Origin of the sequence: Methylobacterium sp. J-077 (genome assembly GCF_022829365.1) — a bacterium.
Lineage (GTDB): Bacteria > Pseudomonadota > Alphaproteobacteria > Rhizobiales > Beijerinckiaceae > Methylobacterium.
On sequence record NZ_JAKSYJ010000254.1, the window covers coordinates 47627 to 68528 of the forward strand.

Sequence of the window (20902 nt, forward strand, 5' to 3'; positions counted from 1 at the left end):
AAATCGGAAGTCATCACGCGGTGACGACTTCCGATCATCGGGCTCTCACGGTAGATCGGCTAGCCAGGATCGGCGTTCGAACCGGCCGGCCGCGAGGAAACCCGAGATGAACCGCACGCGATGCGCCGCGGCGACCCTCTGATGCCGTCCGGAACCGACCCCGGCGCGGGCGACCGTGCGGCGCTGTTCGGCGCGATCCGCGCGGCCGTCTGCTTCTTCGATCACGAAATCTTCGTCGCCGAACCGGCGTTCCCGGGGCCTGCGCCTGCACACGTGAACGGCCCGGAGACGGTCGCCGACGAGGAGGATCACCATGGCCGAGTCTGAGATCGAACGGTCGGCGATGCGCCGCATCGGGTGGCGGCTCGTGCCGTTCCTGATCCTCGCCTACTTCGTCTCCTTCCTGGATCGGGTGAATGTCGGCTTCGCGGCCATCCAGATGAACCACGATGTCGGGCTGACCGCGACCGTGTTCGGCTGGGGCGCCGGGATCTTCTTCCTCGGCTATTTTTTGATGGAGGTGCCCAGCAACCTGATGCTGGAGCGGTTCGGGGCGCGGCTCTGGATCGCCCGGATCATGGCGACCTGGGGCGTCATCTCCATGGCCATGGCGCTGGTGCAGGGTCCGTGGTCGTTCATCGGCCTGCGCTTCCTGCTCGGTGTGGCCGAGGCCGGTTTCTTCCCGGGCGTGATCCTGTACCTGACCTACTGGTTCCCCTCGGCCTACCGGGCGCGGATCGTCGGCATCTTCATGATCTCGATCCCGATCTCGTCGTTCCTGGGCTCGCCGATCTCCGGCGCGCTGCTCGGCCTCAGCGGCTGGGGGCTCGCCGGCTGGCAATGGCTGTTCATCCTGGAGGGCCTGCCCGCAATCCTGATGGCCGGCGCCGTACTGTGGTTCCTGCCCGACGGGCCGCGGCATGCAAAATGGCTGCCCGAGGCCGAGCGGGACTGGCTGGAGGGACGCCTGCGGGAGGAATCCGCCCGCAACGCGGCGCGCACCGGCGGGGCGGGCTCGCCGTCGCTGGGGGCGATGCTGCGCGACCGCCGTCTGATCCTATTCGCCGCGATCTATTTCGGCTCCACCGCCAGCAGCTACGGCCTGACCTTCTGGACGCCGCAGATCGTCAAGAGCTACGGCCTGACCAATGTCGAGACCGGCCTCTTGAACAGCATCCCCTACGGCGTCGCCTCCGTGGCGATGATCCTGTGGGGCCGGCACAGCGATCAGGTCGGCGAGCGGCGCTGGCATCTTGCCATCCCGTTCCTAGTCCTGGCGGTGGGGCTCGCGGGCGGCACGGTCCTGTCCGGCATCCTGCCGCTGGTCGGCGCGCTGACCGTGGCGGCGGTGGGCGTCTACATGCTGAAGGGGCCGTTCTGGGCCCTTGCGACCGAAGAGCTGCCACCGGCCGCGGCGGCCGCCAGCATCGCGGCGATCAACGCCGTGGGCAATCTCGGCGGCTTCCTCGGCCCCTACCTGATCGGTGCGATCAAGGACGCCACCGGCAGCTTTACCCTGGCCCTGACGCCGCTGATTCTGTTCGCCCTGATCTCGGCTGGGCTGTCGCTCGTACCGGGCCGGGCGCGCGCCGTGCCGGCCGTGCCGGGGGCCGCGCCGGCCCGCTGACCGCCAGCTTATGCTAGAGCTTGCGGATAGCGGGTCTATGGAGGCGAGGACGTGCGTGCTGGGTCCCGATTGTCCGAGCGCTGGTTCAACCTCGCCCTCTGGCTCGTCGCGCTGCTGTTCGCGTGGTTTTTGATCGGGCTGGGCTCCCTGGTCGTCGGTGACCTGCCTCAGGTGGAGCAGCGCTACACGCTCGAGCAGTTCCTCGAGCCCGACCAGGCCCGGGCCTCGACCGAGACTCTGAAGCAGATCCGCCGGGACATGGACGACACCCGACGCCGGACCGGGCGGGACCAGCTCGCCCTGGAGGCGGCCCAGGCGGCGTCCGAGGGCGCCCGCGAGACCTTCGCCAACTGGCTGAAGACCCGGGACGCGACCCAGCGGGTCGATCAGGATCCCGGCCTGATCGCGCGCACGCAGCAGCTCGACGCGCTGAAAGATGCCGAGCGGGTGATCGAGGAGCGGCTGGCCGCGCTGGCCCAAACGCAAGCCGATCTGTTCGAGCGGGAGCAGGACCAGATCCGCGTCGACGATGCCCTGCGCGCGGCGGCTCAGCAAAAACGCGACGCGGCCGAGCGGCGGCAGGAACTCCGGGTGTTTGGCTACCGGCTCGCCCTGACCCTGCCGCTGCTGGCGCTCGCCGGATGGCTGCTGATGAGGCGGCGGCACACGCGCAACTGGCCGTTCGTCTGGGGCTTCGCCTTCGCCGCCGCCTTCGCGTTCTTCGTCGAGCTGGTCCCGTACATGCCGAGCTACGGCGGCTACGTGCAGTACGGCGTCGGCGTGATCGTCACGCTGGTGGGCGGGCGGGCGGCGATCAACGCCTTGCACGCCTACCGGGCGCGCCAGGCCCAGGTCGAGGCGCGGCCCAGCGAGGAGCGTCGCACCGAGATCGCCACCGATCAGGCTTTGGCCCGGCTCGCCAAGAAGGTCTGCCCGGGCTGCGAGCGGCCGGTGGCGCTCGGCGATCCGAACACGAATTTCTGCCCCCATTGCGGGCTCGGCCTATTCGAGGATTGCCCGGCCTGCACCCAGCGCAAGAGCACCTTCGAGCGCTTCTGCCACGCCTGCGGCACCCCGGGCGCGGGCGCGGTGCTGCCGGCCGCGTAGGGCGAGGCCCTCACTCGGCGGGTGCCGGCGCCGGCCGTCCGACGACCCGGCTCAGCACGCGCCCGAGCTGGTCGGCGGAATAGGGCTTGTGCAGCAGCTCGAAGCCGTGGGCGCCCTGCTGAGCCAGGCCATGGCTGTAGCCGGAGGTCAGCAGCACCGGCAGGTCCGGCAGCCGACGCGCCAGCTCCTGGGCCAGCGCCAGACCGCCCATGCCGGGCATGACCACGTCCGAGAACACCACCTCGAACCCACCGCCGTCCCGACCGAGCCGTTCCAACGCTGCCTCGGCATTGGCCGCCCAGACGGTCTCGTAGCCGAGATCCTGCAGGATCTGGGTGGCGAACTGGCCGACCTCGACATTGTCCTCGACCACCAGGACCCGCTGCCCCGCGCCGAGGGGCAGGATCGGCGCCGGGGCGGTCTCGGCCGCGTCGATCGCGCGATCCACGTCCACCTGCGGGAGATACAGGGTGAAGGTCGCCCCCTGCCCCGGCGCGCTGGTGACGTCGACGTTGCCGCCCGATTGCTTGGCGAAGCCGAACACCTGGGACAGGCCGAGCCCGGTGCCCTTGCCGACCTCCTTGGTGGTGAAGAACGGCTCGAACAGGCGGCCGAGATCGGCCTCCGAGATCCCGGCGCCGGTATCGGTCAGCGACACCGCCGCGAAGGCGGTGTCCGCCCCGGCATGGCCGCGGATCGCCGGCATGGTGCGGTTGCCCGCCAGCCGCAGGGTCAGGGTGCCCTCGCCGTCCATGGCGTCCCGGGCGTTGACCGCCATGTTCACCAGGGCGGTCTCGAACTGGCTGACATCGGCCCGGATGTAGCAGGGCTCGTCCGGCACCTCGGCGATCACCCGGACCCGAGCCCCGATCACCGTATCGAGCATGTCGGCGATCCCGCGGACCTTCTGGCCGACATGGAACACCTCGGGCTTCAGCGCCTGCCGGCGCGCGAAGGCGAGGAGCTGGCCGGTGAGCTTGGCGGCGCGGTCGACCGTGTCGGAGACGGCGTCGAGGTAGCGGGCCTTGCGCGCCTCCGGCAGGTCGGGCCGGCGCAGGAAGTCCACGGAGGAGCGGATGATCGTCAGCAGGTTGTTGAAATCATGCGCCACGCCGCCGGTGAGCTGGCCGACCGCCTCCATCTTCTGCGACTGGCGCAGGGCGTCCTCGGTCCGCATCAGTTCGCGGGTCCGCTCGGCGACGCGCTGCTCCAGCGTGTCGGTGAGGGTGCGCAGCATCATGATGGCGCGGTCGCGCTCGGCCTCGACCGCCCGGCGGTCCTCGACGTCGATCAGCACGCCCGGGAAGCTCAGGGGCGTTCCATCCGGCCCGAGATCGACCCGGCCGTTGGCCTCGATCCAGTAATATTTCCCGTCGGTGCGCCGGACCCGGTACTGGTGCGCGTAGGCACCGCCGCGGGCGATCACCTCCTCGATCGCCGCGATCAGCCCCTGCCGATCCTCGGGATGGACCGTGCCGATCACCTGCTCCAGGCTGAGCCCAACCCGCCCGAGGGCCGGGTCCAGGCCGAAGCTGCGGGCGAAGGCCTCGTCCACGGTGAACTCGTCGGCGGGCAGATCCCACACCCAGGTGCCGATGATCGCGCCGGCCGACAGGGCGAGCTGGATCCGGTCAGCATAGAGCTGGGCCAGCGCCTGGCTCGCCTTCAGCCGCTGCTCGGCGAGCACGCGCTCGGTGGTCTCGACCACGACGGCGATGACGCCAGCCGGCTGCCCGGCCTCGTCGAGCACCGGAGAATAATCGAGGTTCATCCAGACCGGTTCGGGCCGGCCGTAGCGATGCAGGGTCAGTTCCTGGTCCTTGTAGGACAGGGTGCCGCCGGCAAGGCCGACCCGCATGACGTTGTCGTTGAAGTCGGCCACCTCGGGCCAACCCTCGCGCACCTTCGACCCCAGCAGCTGCGGATGCCGGCCGCCCGCGAAGGCCGAGTAGGCATCGTTGTAGATCATGATGCCGTCCGGCCCCCAGAGCAGCACGATCGGCACCGGCGACAGCAGCACGGTGCCGACCGCGGAACGCAGGCTCTGGGACCAGGTCTCGATCGGGCCGAGCGGCGTGGTCGCCCAGTCGTAGGCCCGGACGATCGCGCCGAGCTCGCCGCCCCCGGGCAGGATGGCCGCCTTGGCACTCATGGCTTGCCAAGCCGGTGCGGTCGCGCGAGGGCCGTCTGCGGGGTCGGACGAGGCTTCCGATCGGCCGCGCGCACCCGGTTGCGGCTCTCGCATGCGTACAGCGCCGCCCGCGGTGCGGGCCTCGGCAAGATCGATACGAGTCCGCGCAGAGCCATGGCAGCGGCATCGCCCGTGATGACAAGTCTTACAAGCATGCGGTCCGCCGTGCCCGCATGTTTTCGTCCAGAGGAACCATTCTGAGACCTGTCTGCCACAGTGCGGATCGACGGCGCCGGACGGGACGCGGAAATCCCGATGCCTGGAGCGAACGCGCTTCCCCGCGGTTCGGTCGCAAAACCGGCCGGATGTTCGGCGGCGTGACTGTGCGGGTGGAACGACGCGTGGCCTGAACCGTCTTCCATCGGCGGCGGTCGCGCTTGCTGGCCGCCGGACGCGTTCATAGATGGCGCCGATGAGCCCGATCCCGTTCGACAACAGCTACGCCCGCCTGCCGGAGCGCTTCTATGCCGCCAGAGCGCCGATGCCCGTGGCAGCCCCCCGCCTGATCCGCTTGAACCGGGCGCTCGCCGAAGACCTCGGCCTCGATCCGGACTGGCTCGCCGGCCCCGAGGGGGTGGCGGCGCTGGCCGGAAACCAAATTCCCGAAGGGGCGACGCCGCTGGCGGCGGCCTATGCCGGGCATCAGTTCGGGCAGTTCGTGCCGCAGCTCGGCGACGGCCGGGCGATCCTGCTGGGCGAGGTGGTCGACCGGGCGGGACAGCGCCGCGACATCCAGCTGAAGGGATCCGGCCCGACGCCGTTCTCCCGGAGGGGCGACGGCCGCGCGGCGCTTGGGCCGGTGCTGCGCGAGTACCTGGTCAGCGAGGCCATGGCGGCGCTCGGCATCCCGACCACCCGCGCGCTCGCCGCCGTGGCGACGGGCGAGCCGGTAGTGCGCGAGACCCTTCTGCCCGGAGCGGTGCTGACCCGCGTGGCGGCAAGCCATATCCGCGTCGGCACCTTCCAGTTCTTCGCCGTCCGGGGCGACGTCGAGGGCCTGCGGGCGCTCGCCGATCATGTGCTGGCCCGGCACTATCCCGAGGCGGCCGGCGCGGAGAAGCCGTACCGGGCGCTGCTCGAAGGAATTGTCGCCCGTCAGGCCGCGCTGGTGGCGCGCTGGCTGCTGGTCGGCTTCGTCCACGGGGTGATGAACACCGACAACATGTCGGTGGCCGGGGAGACGATCGACTACGGCCCCTGCGCCTTTCTGGACGCCTACGATCCCCGGACGGTGTTCAGCTCGATCGACCAGCACGGGCGCTATGCCTACGGCGAGCAGCCGCGCATCGCGCTTTGGAATCTTACCCGCTTGGCCGAGACCCTGCTGCCGCTGCTGGCCGCCGACGAGACCGAGGCGGTCGCCGAAGCCGAGGCGGCGCTCGCCGGCTACGCGCCGCGCTTCGAGGCCGCCTATCAGGGCGGGCTCAACGCCAAGCTCGGCCTCACCGATCTGCGCGACGGCGACCCGGCGCTGGCCGGCGACCTGCTCAAGCGGATGGCCGAGAATCAGGCCGACTTCACCCGCACCTTCCGGGCCCTGTGCGCCGCCGCGTCCGACCCGGAGGCCGACGCCGCCGTGCGCGACCTGTTCATCAATCCGACCGCCTATGACGGCTGGGCTTCGAACTGGCGCCAGCGCCTCGCCCGGGAGGCCCGCGCCCCCGCCGCGGCGGACGCGGCGATGCGCCGGGTCAACCCGGCCTTCATCCCCCGCAACCATCGCGTCGAGGCGATGATCGCGGCAGCGGTTGAGCACGACGACTTCGCGCCGTTCGAAGAGTTCCTGGCTGTGCTGTCGCGCCCCTACGACGACCAGCCCGCCATGGCCCGCTACGCCGAGGCGCCCGAGGGTGGCGGGGTCGGCTACCGGACGTTCTGCGGCACCTGAGCCGGCGCAGCCCTCATGGGTGCGGCCACGCATAGATCTCGTGGACGCTGTCACCGTCTTGGAACCAGTGCACCCGGGTTGCGGGGTTGAAGCCGTGCTCCCGGTAGGAGGCAGCGATCCCTGAAACGAGCGTCTGCGCCGCACGCTGATCGGATATCTCGTAGGCCAGGAGCAGCGGATGGCCGCCGTCCGCCTGTGCCCGGTCGCGAAGGAAGATGGAGTAAGTGTTCATCTTTAGTGCGCCTCAGACTCTGTGATGCACAAAAGCTGAAGCCGGAGGCGCCACGGTGGTTCAACGGAGGCCCGAGGAAAGGTTAACGGATTTTAAGACAAAATCCGACATTTTATCGACCGAATAGCCAACCGTACGGTCGCGGACGAATGCCCGCCGCGCCGTCCGGTCGATGACATCGCCACTGGATTTCCTTCCTAGAATGGGCTACCTGCCTGTCCGGGGCTGTAACGTGCCGCCCTGGGGCGTGGAAACCCCTTGTCTGACGGTTTGGTGCCGACCGCGAGGGCACCGAAATCCTTGACCGCGTGGTCGGGGAGCCTGCGGCGCATGTCCAGGTGTTCCGGCACTAAAGGTCGTAGGGACCGTTCAGACACGGTTTTCCAACTCCCCGACTGGGGTGGTTGAGGAGGCATGTCCGCGGGGACGCACCGCAGACAGCAGCCTGTCGGAGAGGTAGCCCATGGGCTCCGACGATCCCGAGCTGCGCGCGCGCCAGCTTGCCGCCCTGCGGGCGGTCTACGAGGCCTGTGCCAACGAGTCCGACACACGCGCCGGGAACGGCGTGGCGGTCCAGACACGGGCGTTGCTGGGTCGGATCCTGGCTCTGCTGGGAGGCTTGCCGTAGCCTGCGTATCCCCAGCGCCGGAGCTGGCCCCGACTGCGGTGCCGGCGGGCTCGCCTCTCGGCGCCTGAGAAACCCTGTTCGCTGATCGCGAACCCCAGTCCACCTCGGCGAAGCGACGGATGCCGGCCCGATCGACGGCCGGTCTGCCCAGGCGAGCCGGATCGCGGCGGAGAACGCGCCGAAATCCGGGCCCGCGGAGGCGCGATCCCGCGCGTTCCCCGCGCGGCGTCCGGCTCGCGGGCCGGAGGCGGGTCGATCACGCGAAGAAATGCGCCGGCCGCCGGCCGTTTCGTCGACGTGTTCGTTCGGCCCTCCGCTGGCCGCCGAGCTACCCGGGACGGCCGCCGCCTCGACGGGGAGCGCTGCCGGGCCGGCGTCTTCCATCTGTCGTGCGGTGTTCCGGGACCGGTCAGCCGATTCCGGCAATCCAGACCCCGCGTCTGCGCAGACGCTGATCGAGGACCATTTTAATCCCGGCTTAATTTGGGCGTGAGGGTATTTACCGAAAGCCTCGATGTGTGGATAATAGCAATATCAAACATACATCGTGATTCAATACAGACATTCCGCGCGATATCTATACAGGTCACTGAAATGGAAGTGAAGGAAATAAAACTTGCGATTATAATAAATTGTCATAATTACGAGGATTACGTTCGAAATTCGATCGCGAGCGTGCTCTCCCAGGATACGACGCATTGCGATGTCCTCGTCGTCGACGACGGATCGACAGACCGATCGTGGGATGAGATCGAGACATTCGGTATTCGTGCGTTCCGGAAAGAGAACGGCGGCCAGGTCAGCGCATGCCGATACGGCGTAGCGAAAACGGACGCCCCGTTCATCCTGTTCCTGGACGCGGACGATGAACTCGTTTCTGGCTCGATACAGAAGATAATTCGTCATCTCGACGCGAATGTCGCGAAGATCCAATTTCCTCTGCTACGCATCGACAGTGCCGGCACGCCGCTCGGCACCGCTTTTCCGAAGCTGGCGAATGCCCGGGGTCGCACATCGTTCGTCCACGACATCGAGACGACGGGGACCTACATATCACCCCCGACATCGGGCAACGTGTTCCGCAGGGATCTGTGCGCGCTCCTGGATGACGCGCATTACGATTCGGCCGTCGACGGCGTCATGCTGCTGGCCGCACCGTTCTACGGCGACGTCCTGAGCCTGTCCGAGCCGCTCGGTCGCTACAGATTGCACAGCAAGAACAAATCCGGCAGCAACCGGATGCCGACCCCGTCCCTCCTCAGACGGCACCAGAAACGGTTCGTCGATCGACTGGTGCATCTGAGAAAAATCGTGATCGACAAGGAAGGATCCTGCCGGATCGGCGATCCGTCCGCGATGTATATGCACGCCCGATACAACAATTACTGCGATATTCTAGACTTGAGACGCATAGGCTGGAAGAGCATCGTGATCGCGGTCACGTCTTTCCCCCGCTGGTACAGCCCGATCAAGCGCCTGTCCGTCGTGCTGTTCCTGCTGGCCTGCACGGTTCTGCCGCTCAGCACGATCAGATCGATTCTGGAAGCGCGCCTGACGAGGAACTGGCGGCCGGTGATGTCGAACATCCGCACCTTGGGCATGGCCCGGTCCGGCTGACGACAGGCCGCCCGTCACCCGACCCCGAAGCGCCGCCGCGTCTCCCGCCCCCCGGACATCACCACCCGTTCCCGGCCACGCTGGCTGGCGTCCGGCTCCGTGTGCCGTCCAGCACAGCCTCCGCCAGCCCCCGGCTCGGGCCGGGTTCGACGCCGCGCTTGAGAAGGGCCGAGCCCGGGACCTTCGATCCCGGCGCCGATCGACGCCCGAACCAGAGCGCAAGACGAGTCTGCCGCGACGACGATGATCGCCGAACGCCCGGATTGTCGGGCGCATGCGCGACAATCCTTCCGCGCCGGTTTTGCCGACAGGCCCGGAACATGCTTGGATGGGCACATCGACAGGACGCTTCGCCGAACCGGTGCCGGATCCGGATGCCTGCGCGGGGCCTGAAATAGGCTGGCTCGTCTTCGGAGCGCCGATGATCTGCATGTCCGACGCCACGCCTTTATTCAACCGCCGCTTCAGGGCCCGGGTCGCGGTGTCGGGTGAACCTCCGATGGCCGGGCGCTCCCGCGCGACGCGCCCGCTTCCAGGGGCAGCGCGTTAGGATGGAGGCCCCGGAGCCGCGGGACGTCATCGTCGTCGGCGCGGGCGTGATCGGGCTGTCCGCCGCGCGGGCCCTGCGCGCCCGGGGCCTGTCGGTCACGGTGCTCGATCGGGAAGGCCCGGCGGCCGGGGCGAGCGCCGGCAATGCCGGGGCCTTCGCGTTCACCGACATCCTGCCGCTGGCCTCGCCCGGGATCCTCAGGAAGGCGCCGCGCTGGCTGCTCGATCCGCTCGGGCCGCTCTCGGTGCCGCCGGCCTACGCGCCCCGGATCCTGCCCTGGATGCTGCGCTTCTGGCGGGCCTGCGCGCCGGAGCGCGTCCGCCGGGCGACGGAAGCCCAGACCGCGCTCATGAATTGTTCGCGGGATGCGCTGGAGCCGTTCCTCGCGGCGACGGGCACATCGGCGATGCTGCGCAAGGACGGCAACCTCCAGGCCTACGAGGGGCGGGCCGAGTTCGAGGCGGCGCTGCCGGGCTGGCAGGTGCGCGCCGAGCACGGCATCGCGTTCGAGCACCTCGACGCCGCCGCCATGGCGGCGATCCAGCCGGGACTGTCGCCCCGGTTCACCCACGGCACGTTCACGCCCGGCTGGTTCTCGATCGCCGACCCGAAAGCCTACGTGCTCGCCCTGGCCGAGCGCCTGCGGGACGAAGGCGGCGCGATCGCGCGCGCCGAGGTGACGGCGCTCCGGCCCTCAGGAGACGGCGTCGCCGTCGTGACGCAAGCCGGCACCCGCATGGCCGCGCAGGTCGTCGTCGCGGCCGGGGCGTTCTCGCACCGGATCGCCCGCACCCTCGGCGAGCGGATCCCGCTGGAGACCGAGCGCGGCTACAACACCACCCTGCCCGAAGGCGCCTTCGACCTGCGCACGCAGGTCACCTTCGGCGGCCACGGCTTCGTGGTGACGCGCCTGTCGTGCGGCATCCGGGTCGGCGGCGCGGTGGAGCTCGGCGGCCTCGACCGGCCGCCGGATTTCCGGCGCTCGGACGCGATGCTGCGCAAGGCCAAAACCTTCCTGCCGGGGCTGAACGCCGGGGGCGGCCGGCCCTGGATGGGCTTCCGCCCGTCGCTGCCCGATTCCCTGCCGGCGATCGGCCATGCCGCGGCCACGGACCGCGTCGTCTACGCCTTCGGGCACGGCCATCTCGGCCTCACCCAGTCGGCGGGCACGGCCCGCCTCGTCGCCGACCTCGTCACCGGCGCGCCGCCGGCGATCGATCTCACGCCGTTCTCGCCCCAGCGCTTCCGATAGGGCTCCCCCGATGGCCAACCACACCTTCTCCTGCCTCGACGGCCATACCTGCGGCAACCCGGTCCGCCTCGTCTCGGGCGGCGGCCCGATCCTCGAAGGCCAGACCATGCTGGAGAAGCGCGCCCATTTCCTGCGCGCCTACGACTGGATCCGCACCGGGCTGATGTTCGAGCCGCGCGGCCACGACATGATGTCGGGCGCGATCCTGTATCCGCCGACGCGACCCGATTGCGAGGTCGCGATCCTGTTCATCGAGACCAGCGGCTGCCTGCCGATGTGCGGCCACGGCACGATCGGCACGGTCACCATGGCGATCGAGAACGGCCTCGTCACCCCGCGCGCGCAGGGCAAGCTCGCCATCGACGCGCCGGCCGGCAAGGTGGACGTCACCTACCGGCAGGAGGGCCGCTTCGTGGAGGAGGTGCGGCTGCGCAACGTGCCGGGCTTTCTCCACGCCGAGGGACTGACCGTGGAGGTCGAGGGGTTCGGCGAGATCGTGGTGGACGTCGCCTATGGCGGCAATTTCTACGCGATCGTCGAGCCGCAGACGCGGTTCCGGGACATGGCGGACCATTCCGCCGGGGACCTCATCGCCCTGTCGCCGCGGCTGCGTGCGGCCCTCAACGCCCAATACGATTTCGTCCATCCCGAGCACCCGGAGATCCGCGGCCTGTCCCACATCCTCTGGACCGGCGCCCCGCGCCACCCCGAGGCCCAGGCCCGCAACGCCGTGTTCTACGGCGACAAGGCGATCGACCGCTCCCCCTGCGGTACCGGTACCTCGGCCCGCATGGCTCAGCTCGCCGCCAAGGGGCGGCTGACGGTCGGCGACGACTTCGTGCACGAGTCGATCATCGGCTCGCTGTTCCGCGGCCGGGTCGAGGCCGCCACGACGGTGGGCGACATGCCGGCGATCGTGCCCTCGGTGGCCGGCTGGGCGCGCCAGACCGGCATCAACACGATCTTCATCGACGACCGCGATCCGTTCGCGCACGGCTTCGTGGTGGCGTAGCGCGGCCTCTCGAAAGGGGCCGGCGTCCAGAGAACGCGGAGACGGAACGATTTTCCCGGCGACACCTTCGCCCATGCGCTCGGTCCGCGGCGCGCCGGAATTCTTCCCGGCGCGGCGGCGTCCGGGCCGCGCAGCACACGCGGTTCCGTGACGGACCGGCCGGCCGTCAGTGCAGCAAGAACTCCCCGGAGACCGCGCGGAGTTCGGCCGGCTTCACGAGCTGGCAATGCATGACCGTCACGGAATGCACCGGGCCATCCAGCTGGTGCTGCCAGAACGCCAGGAATTTCTTCAATTCTGGCAATTGAGGAAACAGATCCAGCTGCTGCCAGACGAAGGTCTGCAGAAGATGCGGATAATCGGGGAGATGATAAAGGATTTCCGCCGTCGTCAGGCTGTAGCCTTCGATCCAGGAGGGCAGCTTCTTCGAGGTCGCCATCACCCAACTCACGCAAGCCGGTTGACCGAGACGCTAGAGCGCTCGCCGCCGACGTGGATACCGGTTCGGCGTAAGCGAGCGCGTTACATCAAAGACTTAGAGCCGTTCCCGATCGCAACGCGATCGGGAACGGCTCTAAGCTAACCCAGGCGGTTTGCCGCCTCAAGGAAGCGGTTCGCCATCATCCCCCGTTCGCGGGGAACGTGATATCTGCGGCATCCCTTCCACCGAGGTGCCGGTTTTGCCCACCGAACGTATCGTCCTGAGCGAGAACATCGCCGCCACGGCCCACGCGATCTTCGCGCAGGCGGGATTCGGCGAGGTCCGGCAGCTGTCCCACGCCATCGGCGTCACCGACGCGCCGCGCTTCGCCGACACCAACGTGCTGGGGATCCGCTCCCGGACCAAGGTCACGGCCGAGTTGCTCGACGCGCTGCCGGATCTGACCGTCATCGGCTGCTTCAGCGTCGGGACCAACCAGGTCGATCTCGCGGGCGCCCGGGCGCGCGGCGTCCCGGTCTTCAACGCGCCGTTCTCGAACACCCGCAGCGTCGCCGAACTCACGATCGGCGAGATCGTCATGCTGCTCCGGCGCATCCTGCCGCGCTCGGCCTCCGCCCACGCCGGCGGGTGGGACAAGTCAGCGACGGGATCCTTCGAGGTCCGCGGCAAGACGCTGGGAATCGTGGGCTACGGCAATATCGGCTCGCAGCTGTCCAATCTCGCCGAAGCGATGGGCATGCGGGTCGTCTTCCACGACCTGACCGACAAGCTGCGGCACGGCAACACCGAGCCCGTGGACAGCCTGGAGACCCTGCTCGCCGTGAGCGACGTGGTCAGCCTGCACGTCCCCGAGACCCCGGCGACGCACGGGCTCATGAACGCGGAGCGGATCCGGTCCATGAAGCCCGGCGCCTACCTGATCAACAACAGCCGCGGCACGGTGGTGGACCTGGAGGCGCTGGCCCGCGCCCTGCGGGAGGGGCATCTCGGCGGCGCGGCGATCGACGTCTTCCCGGTCGAGCCGACATCCAATGCGGAGCGCTTCGTGTCGCCCCTGCAGGGCCTGCCGAACGTCATCCTCACCCCGCATGTCGGCGGTTCGACCGAGGAGGCGCAGGACCGCATCGGCGCCGAGGTCGCCCGCAAGCTGGTCGAGTATGCGCAGACCGGCTCGACCCTCGGCGCCGTCAACTTTCCGCAGGTGCAATTGCCGCCGCGCCTGTCCGGCGCGCGCTTCCTCCACGTCCACCGGAACGTGCCCGGCGTCCTGGGCAAGATCAACACGATCTTCTCGAGCCGCTCGCTCAACATCGACGCGCAATATCTGCAGACCGACGGCGATTTCGGCTACGTGGTCGTGGATGCCTCGGTGCAGAGGCCGGAGGCGGAGGCGGTTCTCCAGGCCCTCCGCGGCATCGACGGCACCGTGCGCGCCCGGCACCTCGTTCCGCGGGCCGCGTGAGCGCCGGTCGCGGACTAACCCGCGTTCTCGCGATCCTGGCGCTCTCGACCGCGGCGGCGCGGGCCCAGGACTTCGAGGCCTGCATCAAGCAATCCGGCGGCGTATCCACCCGCATGCTGGAATGCGGGGCGCAGGAGATCGCCCGGTGGGACGCGCGGCTGAACGCGGCCTATCGAACCGTGCTGGCCCACGCCACGCCCGCCGGCCGGACCAGCCTGCGCGCCGCGCAGCGGGCCTGGCTCGAACATCACCGTGCCGAGACGCGAAGGCTGGCCGGTGCCGCGGACGGCGGCTCGATGGCGTTCCTCGATTCGCAGGTCTTCGAGCTCTCGGACCTTCAGCAGCGGACGGAAGTGCTCGAGCAGCGCGCCAGGCTGTCCGGGCCCCCGACGCCGGCCCGCCCCTGATCCGACCCGGCGCAGTCCGGTAATCGTCCGCGCGAAACCCGCGGCTCGGCGATCAGGGCCCGTATCCGGCCCAGGCGCGAAGCTTCACTTTCCCGAATACAAAATGTCTGGCAGCCTGATGGCGCTCGAACGCGGCCGCGAATCGCAGCCGGCCTCGTCCGCCGCGCCGGGGCGGGTGCCGGGCGACGTCCAAGGGAGACCTGCGCATGCCGCTTCCGCCGTCGGGCCCGCGCTCGACCCTGGCCTCGCTCGCCGTCATCGCGGCTATCTGCATCGGCGCGACCGGGGCGCTCGCCTATACGGCGGGCTGGCTCTCGCCCGATCGCCTGACGCCGACGAAGCTCGTCGACGCGCTGGCGCCGCCGACCGGCCCGGTTCCCGGGTATCGGCGCAACCACGCCAAGGGGATCTGCTTCACCGGATCGTTCGCGGCCAACGGCAACGGCACCGCGCTCTCACGGGCCCGCGTCTTCGAGACCGGCGCCCATCCTGCCCTGGGGCGGTTCAATCTCGGCACCCCCGATCCGGGCGCGCCGGATACCACCGTCCGGGTGCGGGGCCTCGGTCTGCAGATCACGGCGGACGATGGCGCGGTGTGGCGCGCCGCCATGATCAACGCGCCGGTCTTCCCGGTCTCCACCCCGGAAGCCTTCTACGAGCTCCTGCGGGTCCCCGCGAGCAAGGCGCCGAACGCGATGGCGGCCTTCGTCGCCGCACACCCGGAGTTTTCCGCCTTCGGGGCCTGGGCCAAGAGCCCCGACTGGACCGCGAGCTACGCGCAGGAGCCCTACAACAGCCTCGACGCCTTCCTGTTCACCGACGCGGCCGGGGCCGAGCAGGCCGTGCGCTGGTCGTTCCGTCCGGAGGCGCCACCGGAGCGGATCACGCCCGAGGCATTCGGCAAGCGCGGCCCCGCCTCTCTGGAGCAGGAGATCACGGACCGGGTCGCGGCCGCGCCGCAGCGCTGGACCCTGGTCCTCACCGTGGCCGATCCCGGCGACCCCACCGCCGATCCGAGCCGGGCCTGGCCGGAGGGGCGGCGCAGCGTCGAGGCCGGCACCCTGGTGGTCCAGCGCATCGAGCCCGAGGCGGACGGCCCGTGCCGCGACATCAACTTCGATCCGACGATCCTGCCGGACGGCATCCGGGTCTCCGACGACCCGTTCCCGGCGGCGCGCTCGGCGGCCTACGCGCGCTCCTACGATCTGCGCACCGCGGAGGCGAAGGACTATCCCAAGCGCACCTCGGAGGCGGCGCGATGACACCCGGCGGCAAGCGCTTCACGGGCGGCCAGCGGCTGCTGCACTGGTCGATGGCGGCGTGCATCATCGCGATGTTCTTCATCGGCGTCGGCATGGTCTCGACGGTCATGCCGACATACGTGCCGCTGCTCGCAACCCATAAGACCCTGGGCGTCGCGATCTTCGTCCTCGCCCTGGTCCGGCTGGGGGTGCGGGCGCGGAGCGGGGCGCCGCCCCTGCCGGCCGACCTGCCGGCCCCGATGCGGCTCGCCGCGCACCTGTCCCATTACGGGCTCTACGGGCTCATGTTCGCCCTGCCGCTGCTCGGATGGGCGATGCTCTCGGCCGGCGCCTACCCGGTGGTGCTGTACGGCGGCCTACGGCTGCCCGCGATCCTGCCGCAGAACCCCGCGCTCCACACGCTGCTGTGGAACGCGCATTATTACCTCGCCTTCGCGTTCTTCGCCCTGGTCCTGGCCCATGTCGCGGCGGCCCTGTTCCACGCGCTGATTCGCCGGGACGGCGTCTTCGAGGCGATGGCCCCGCTCGGATCCCGGACCGGCGGCCCGTCCTCCCGGTAAGCGGGCGCTACATCCTGCAGGGCGCTCCGGCGCGCGGTTGGTGAGCCGCACCGACGAGAGCATCGCCGCGGGCTCCACCTCCGGCCTGTGCTCGATCCGTCCAGGGCGCTCCCGACACATCCGGTCCCCGTGACGGTGCAGCCCCGGGCCGTTCGCGCGAATCGCCATCGTCCCGGCCCCCACGCCTCGATGTCGACGCTCCCCGCGCCCCATCGAGCGCGTTGACAACCTCCCGATCCCGTGAGAAACCGTTTTTTCATCACTGAGAAAACGTTTTTTCTCGCGCAGCCACTCATCACGTTCGTGAAGCGGGCGCGCCTGAAACCGGCGAGGGAGGATGAAGCGCTGACCGACAATGCCGCCCCTGTTGCGAGCGTGCCGGACACCGCGTCGCGCGTGACCATCCGCGAGGTCGCGGTGGCGGCCGGCGTGTCGGTCGCCACCGCGTCGAAGGCGCTCAACGCGCGCGGGCGGATGACGCCGGAAACGCGTCAGCGGGTGCAGGAGGTGGCGCGGAGTCTCAGCTTCCGGCCGAACGCCATGGCGCGGGCGCTGGTCCACCAGCGCTCCTTCACCCTCGGCCTGCTGACGAACGACACCTATGGCCGCTTCACCCTGCCGGTTGCCGCCGGATTGTCGGCCGCCATGGCCGATCGCGGCGTGTCCGTCTTCCTGTGCGCCATCGAGGACGATCCGGAGCGGGCGCGGCTCAATCTCGAGGCCATGGAGGACAAGCGCGTCGACGGCCTGGTGATCGCCGGCAAGCGGGTCGACCGCGGGCTTCCGATCACGCTGCCTCCGCTCAGCATGCCTGTGGTCCACGTCAATGCCGAATGCCCCGAGGGCGGCGTCGGATTCGTGCCCGACGACGCGGGCGGCGCCCATCTCGCCACCGCCCATCTCGCGGGGCTCGGCCGCCGGCGCATCGTCCACATCACCGGCCCGGAGAGTTTCGCGGCCGTGCATCTGCGCGCGGCCGGCTGGCGGCGGGCGCTCGACGCGGCCGGCCTCCCGTGCCCCGGCGGCGCCCTGTTCGGCGAATGGTCGGAACGGTTCGGCTACGAGACCGGCCAGCGCCTGTTCTCGGCCGGAGCCGAGCGGCCCGACGCGGTGTTCTGCGGCAACGACCAGATCGCCCGCGGCCTGATCGACGCGCTGACGCTGCTGGGCCTGCGGGTCCCGGAGGATGTCGCCGTGGTCGGCTTCGACAATTGGGAGCTGTTCGCGCAGGCCGCGCGCCCGCCGCTCACCACGGTCGACATGGAGCTGAAAGGGCTCGGCCGCGAGGCCGGGCTGACGCTGCTCGACATGATCGACGGCAAGCCGGTGGAGCGCGGCGTGCGGCGCCAGCCCTGCCGGCTGGTGACGCGCCGCTCCTGCGGCGGCCCGTAGGGCAGCCGGTCTCGGACCCGCCCGAACGAAGGGCGGCTTCGGCAACGACAAGAAAAGACGCCGCACAAGCGGCAACGATACAGGGAGGAACGGATATGAAGACGTGGTTCTTCGGGCTCGGTGCCCTCGCGGCCGGCCTTCTCGCCGGGCCGGGCGCGGCCGATGCGGAAACCTTCAGCCTCTGGGTGCGCTCGGACGGCTCGACCTTCATGCCGAAGGTCGTCGAGGCGTTCAACGCGAGCCAGAGCGCGCACAAGGCCGAGTTGCAGATCGTGCCGGTGAACGAGCTCGTCCAGAAATACGCGGTGGCCGCCGCCGGCGGCACGGCGCCGGACGCCCTGTCGCTGGACCTGATCTACACGCCCGCCTTCGCGGCGGCCGGGCAGTTGAAGGACATCACCGACCTGGCGAAGGCGCTGCCCTATTTCGACCAGCTCTCGAAGGCCCACGTCGCCACGGGCACCTACGAGAACCGCATCTACGGCCTGCCGTTCTCGGGCGACGCGTCGGTCCTCGTCTGGAACAAGGCGCTGTTCCGGCAGGCCGGCCTCGATCCCGACAGGGGGCCGACCAACTGGGCCGAGATCCGGGCCGACGCCGAGAAGATCACCGCGCTCGGGCAGGGCAACAAGGGCTTCTACTTCTCCGGCAATTGCGGCGGCTGCTCCATCTTCACGTTCACGCCGCTGATCTGGGCGTCCGGCGGCGACATCTTCGCCGATGGGGGCAAGCGGGCGACGCTCGACACGCCGCAGCTGCGCGATGCGATCGCGCTCTATCGGGGGATGGTCAAGGACGGGCTGGTCCCGGCCGGGGCGCAGACCGATACCGGCGCCAACTTCTTCGCCGCCTTCGCCACCGGCAAGGTCGGGATCGCCCCGGCCGGCTCGTTCGCCATCGGCGCCCTCAACACGCAGCACCCGAACCTCGAATACGGCGTGACCTACCTGCCGGGCAAGGACGGCGGCTGGTCGTCCTTCGCGGGCGGCGACAATCTGGTGGTGTCGCGCGACACCAGGAAGATCGCCGGCATCAGGGCCTTCCTCGAATTCGCCTATTCGCTGGAGGGACAGACCCTGCTCGCCCGCAACGGCTCGCTGCCGGTCCGCGCTGACCTCGCCAAGCAGGCGCTGGACGGTCTCGACCGCCGGTACCTGATCGCCGCCGACGCGATGGCCAGGGGCAGGACGCCCTACACCCCCGTCTGCAACGACCTGATCAATTCGGCCAACGGCCCCTGGAACACCATGCTGAACGCCGCCGTGTTCGGCGACGCGGGCGCGGTCGAGCCGGCGATCCGGACCGCGCAGGAGACCATGCAGTCGATCATCGACACCGCCCCCTGACGGCCTGCTCCGCGCACAGCGCGGGCGGCCGTCGCGCGGCCCGCGCCTCCCGATCAGCCCTCACCGGAAGCCGTTCCGCCATGTCGGGGATCACCCTACCCAGCACCGCCACATCCGCCGTCGCCCCCGCGGTGCCGGCGCCGGTCCGCAAGAGCCGCCGGCGCCGACACGACTGGACCGGCCTCGTCTACGTGGCGCCGGCCCTCGTCCTCGTGGTCGGGTTCTTTCTGGTGCCGCTCTGCATGACCGCCTGGATGTCGCTGCACAACTGGCCGCTGATGGGCAATCCGCGCTGGATCGGCACGGCCAACTACAAGGCGCTCTGGAGCGACTACAATTTCTGGAACGCGCTGCTGTTCACCCTGCGCTATACTGTGGCCGCGACGGCCGGACTGATGCTCGTCGGCCTCGCCCTGGCGCTTCTCGTGGAGAAGCCGCGGCGCATGGCCGGCTTCTACCGCACCGCCTTCTTCATGCCCGTGGTGATCGGCTTCGCCTCGGCGAGCCTGCTCTGGGCGTGGCTGTCGAACGTCGACAGCGGCCTGTTCTCGGCGCTGGCGCAGGCGTTCGGCCTCACCGAGGGCCGGGTCAACCTCCTGGCCACCTTCGAGCCGGCCTTCTGGTCGGTGACGATCATGGTGATCTGGAAGATGGCCGGCTTCTACATGGTCATCCTGATGAGCGGCCTGCAGGCGATCCCGCCGGACTACCTGGAGGCGGCGCGGATCGACGGCGCGGGCTTCCTCCAGCGCTTCCGGCACATCACGCTGCCGCTGATCCGGCGGCCGTTCGCGCTGGCGCTGATCCTGTGCGTGTCGGGCTCGATGCTGGCCTTCGACCACTTCTACATCATCCTGGCGGGCGGCCCCCAGAACCGGACGATCACCGCGGTCTACTGGATCTTCAACCAGTCCTTCGTGTCGTTCCGCCTCGGCTACGGCGCGGCCCTGTCGATGGTGCTCCTGGCGATCCTCGTCGTCCTCAGCGTGATCCAGCTGCGCCTGCTGCGCGACCGGGAGGACGCACGATGACCCGCGCGGCCGAACCATCCCTGCCGGACCGCGCACGCCCGCGGCGATCCGGGATCCCGCTCCACGCGGCGCTGTTCCACCTGACGGCCGCCGTCGTGGCCGCCCTGTTCCTGGCGCCGATCGTCCTGGTGGTCCTGGCCTCGCTGCGGCCGGCATCCGAGGCCGGGGCGCCGCCTCTGCCGCCCTGGCCGACCACCGGCCTCAGCACCGAGAGCTACGGGCGGCTCGAAGCCTTCGGCGACGGCCTGCTGCACTACGCCGGCAACAGCCTGTTCGTCGCGCTGGGCACGACGATCCTGACCATCCTGGTCTCCGTGCTGGCCGGCTACGGCTTCTCCCGGTTCCGCTTTCCGATGAAGAAGCTCGCCTTCGTCCTGATCCTGTCGACGATCATGATCCCGTTCCAGTCGATCCTGACGCCGCTGTTCCTGATCCTCGCGAAGCTCGGACTCCAGAACACGCTGACCGGCTTGATTCTCCTCTACGCGACGCTGCAGCTTCCGTTCTCGGTCTTCATGATGCGCAACGCCTTCGACGCGGTGCCGAAGGAGATCGAGGAGGCGGCCCGCGTCGACGGCGTCACCGGCCTGCGGATGCTGGTCTTCGTGATGGGGCCGCTGATCCTGCCCGGGATCGTCTCGGTCGGCCTGTTCGCCTTCCTCAACGCCTGGAACGAGTTCCTGGCCGCCCTCGTGCTCCTCACCGACCAGAGCCGGTACACGCTGCCGGTGCTGATGAACGCGGTCCGCTCCGGGCGCTACGGCGCGGTCGACTGGGGCGCCGTGCAGGCCGGCGTCACCGTGATGATGATCCCCTGCCTGCTCCTCTTCCTCACCCTGCAGCGCTTCTACATCCGCGGCCTCACGGCCGGCGCGGTGAAGTGACGAACGACGCCG

19 protein-coding genes are annotated in these 20902 nt (G+C 69.7%); 16 read left to right on the forward strand and 3 right to left on the reverse strand.

All coding sequences use genetic code 11. The features are described 5' to 3' along the window. Positions 1-120: 120 nt before the first annotated feature. Genes MKL11_RS32225 through MKL11_RS32235 form a run of 3 tightly spaced genes read left to right on the forward strand, consistent with a single transcriptional unit; the run spans position 121 to position 2734 of the window. A complete protein-coding gene (locus MKL11_RS32225) occupies positions 121-327 on the forward strand; it encodes a hypothetical protein (RefSeq protein WP_243951318.1) in 207 nt (68 codons plus the stop codon). Then, complete coding sequence (locus tag MKL11_RS32230; protein WP_243951320.1) at positions 314-1627, forward strand: MFS transporter; 1314 nt, start codon at positions 314-316, stop codon at positions 1625-1627. Before MKL11_RS32225 ends, MKL11_RS32230 begins: the two co-directional genes overlap by 14 nt. Positions 1628-1678: 51 nt before the next feature. After that, positions 1679-2734 (forward strand): zinc ribbon domain-containing protein, encoded by a 1056-nt coding sequence (locus MKL11_RS32235; RefSeq protein ID WP_243951322.1) that lies wholly within the window; start codon positions 1679-1681, stop codon positions 2732-2734. A 10-nt stretch (positions 2735-2744) separates the two neighbouring features. Here MKL11_RS32235 and MKL11_RS32240 read toward each other — a convergent pair whose 3' ends face one another. Beyond that, entirely contained in the window at positions 2745-4979 is a 2235-nt protein-coding gene (locus MKL11_RS32240) for an ATP-binding protein (protein ID WP_409565946.1), read from the reverse strand. 358 nt (positions 4980-5337) lie between these two features. Here MKL11_RS32240 and MKL11_RS32245 point away from each other — a divergent pair, with 358 nt between their 5' ends. Beyond that, positions 5338-6813, forward strand: coding sequence for a protein adenylyltransferase SelO (locus MKL11_RS32245; protein WP_243951463.1), 1476 nt, complete (start codon positions 5338-5340; stop codon positions 6811-6813). A 13-nt stretch (positions 6814-6826) separates the two neighbouring features. On the opposite strand, the gene MKL11_RS32250 is transcribed toward MKL11_RS32245, so the two are convergent. Continuing rightward, positions 6827-7045, reverse strand: a complete 219-nt coding sequence (locus MKL11_RS32250; protein WP_243951326.1) for a hypothetical protein — start codon at positions 7043-7045, stop codon at positions 6827-6829. Positions 7046-7508: 463 nt separating this feature from the next. On the opposite strand from MKL11_RS32250, the gene MKL11_RS32255 reads away from it, so the two are divergent. The 4 genes from MKL11_RS32255 (at position 7509) to MKL11_RS32270 (ending at position 12104) form a co-directional block, all read left to right on the forward strand. Beyond that, positions 7509-7673 (forward strand): hypothetical protein, encoded by a 165-nt coding sequence (locus MKL11_RS32255; protein ID WP_243951328.1) that lies wholly within the window; start codon positions 7509-7511, stop codon positions 7671-7673. Positions 7674-8267: 594 nt separating this feature from the next. Next, positions 8268-9290 (forward strand): glycosyltransferase family 2 protein, encoded by a 1023-nt coding sequence (locus tag MKL11_RS32260; protein WP_279600860.1) that lies wholly within the window; start codon positions 8268-8270, stop codon positions 9288-9290. Between the two features lie 551 nt (positions 9291-9841). Continuing rightward, positions 9842-11092, forward strand: a complete 1251-nt coding sequence (locus MKL11_RS32265; protein ID WP_243951332.1) for an NAD(P)/FAD-dependent oxidoreductase — start codon at positions 9842-9844, stop codon at positions 11090-11092. A 10-nt stretch (positions 11093-11102) separates the two neighbouring features. Beyond that, on the forward strand, positions 11103-12104 hold the full coding sequence (locus MKL11_RS32270) for a 4-hydroxyproline epimerase (protein WP_243951334.1): 1002 nt from the start codon (positions 11103-11105) through the stop codon (positions 12102-12104). A 166-nt stretch (positions 12105-12270) separates the two neighbouring features. On the opposite strand, the gene MKL11_RS32275 is transcribed toward MKL11_RS32270, so the two are convergent. Continuing rightward, complete coding sequence (locus MKL11_RS32275) at positions 12271-12543, reverse strand: usg protein (RefSeq protein ID WP_243951336.1); 273 nt, start codon at positions 12541-12543, stop codon at positions 12271-12273. Between the two features lie 241 nt (positions 12544-12784). Between MKL11_RS32275 and serA the strand changes: the two genes are divergently transcribed. The 8 genes from serA to MKL11_RS32315 all read left to right on the forward strand — a co-directional run bounded on the left by serA (position 12785) and on the right by MKL11_RS32315 (position 20890). Beyond that, positions 12785-14008, forward strand: coding sequence for a phosphoglycerate dehydrogenase (serA, locus tag MKL11_RS32280; RefSeq protein ID WP_279600861.1), 1224 nt, complete (start codon positions 12785-12787; stop codon positions 14006-14008). Beyond that, the gene (locus MKL11_RS32285) at positions 14005-14415 is read left to right on the forward strand and encodes a lysozyme inhibitor LprI family protein (protein ID WP_243951340.1); all 411 of its coding nucleotides are present in this window, start codon (positions 14005-14007) and stop codon (positions 14413-14415) included. Before serA ends, MKL11_RS32285 begins: the two co-directional genes overlap by 4 nt. A 206-nt stretch (positions 14416-14621) precedes the next feature. Beyond that, the gene (locus tag MKL11_RS32290; protein WP_243951342.1) at positions 14622-15677 is read left to right on the forward strand and encodes a catalase family peroxidase; all 1056 of its coding nucleotides are present in this window, start codon (positions 14622-14624) and stop codon (positions 15675-15677) included. After that, positions 15674-16237, forward strand: a complete 564-nt coding sequence (locus MKL11_RS32295) for a cytochrome b (RefSeq protein ID WP_243951344.1) — start codon at positions 15674-15676, stop codon at positions 16235-16237. The genes MKL11_RS32290 and MKL11_RS32295 overlap by 4 nt, the downstream gene beginning before the upstream one ends. Before the next feature lie 402 nt (positions 16238-16639). Then, on the forward strand, positions 16640-17629 hold the full coding sequence (locus tag MKL11_RS32300; protein ID WP_409565949.1) for a LacI family DNA-binding transcriptional regulator: 990 nt from the start codon (positions 16640-16642) through the stop codon (positions 17627-17629). Positions 17630-17724: 95 nt separating this feature from the next. Continuing rightward, a complete protein-coding gene (locus MKL11_RS32305; protein WP_243951348.1) occupies positions 17725-18975 on the forward strand; it encodes an ABC transporter substrate-binding protein in 1251 nt (416 codons plus the stop codon). Positions 18976-19055: 80 nt separating this feature from the next. Continuing rightward, a complete protein-coding gene (locus MKL11_RS32310) occupies positions 19056-20006 on the forward strand; it encodes a carbohydrate ABC transporter permease (protein WP_243951351.1) in 951 nt (316 codons plus the stop codon). Then, positions 20003-20890 (forward strand): carbohydrate ABC transporter permease, encoded by an 888-nt coding sequence (locus MKL11_RS32315; RefSeq protein ID WP_243951353.1) that lies wholly within the window; start codon positions 20003-20005, stop codon positions 20888-20890. The genes MKL11_RS32310 and MKL11_RS32315 overlap by 4 nt, the downstream gene beginning before the upstream one ends. Positions 20891-20902 lie beyond the last annotated feature (12 nt).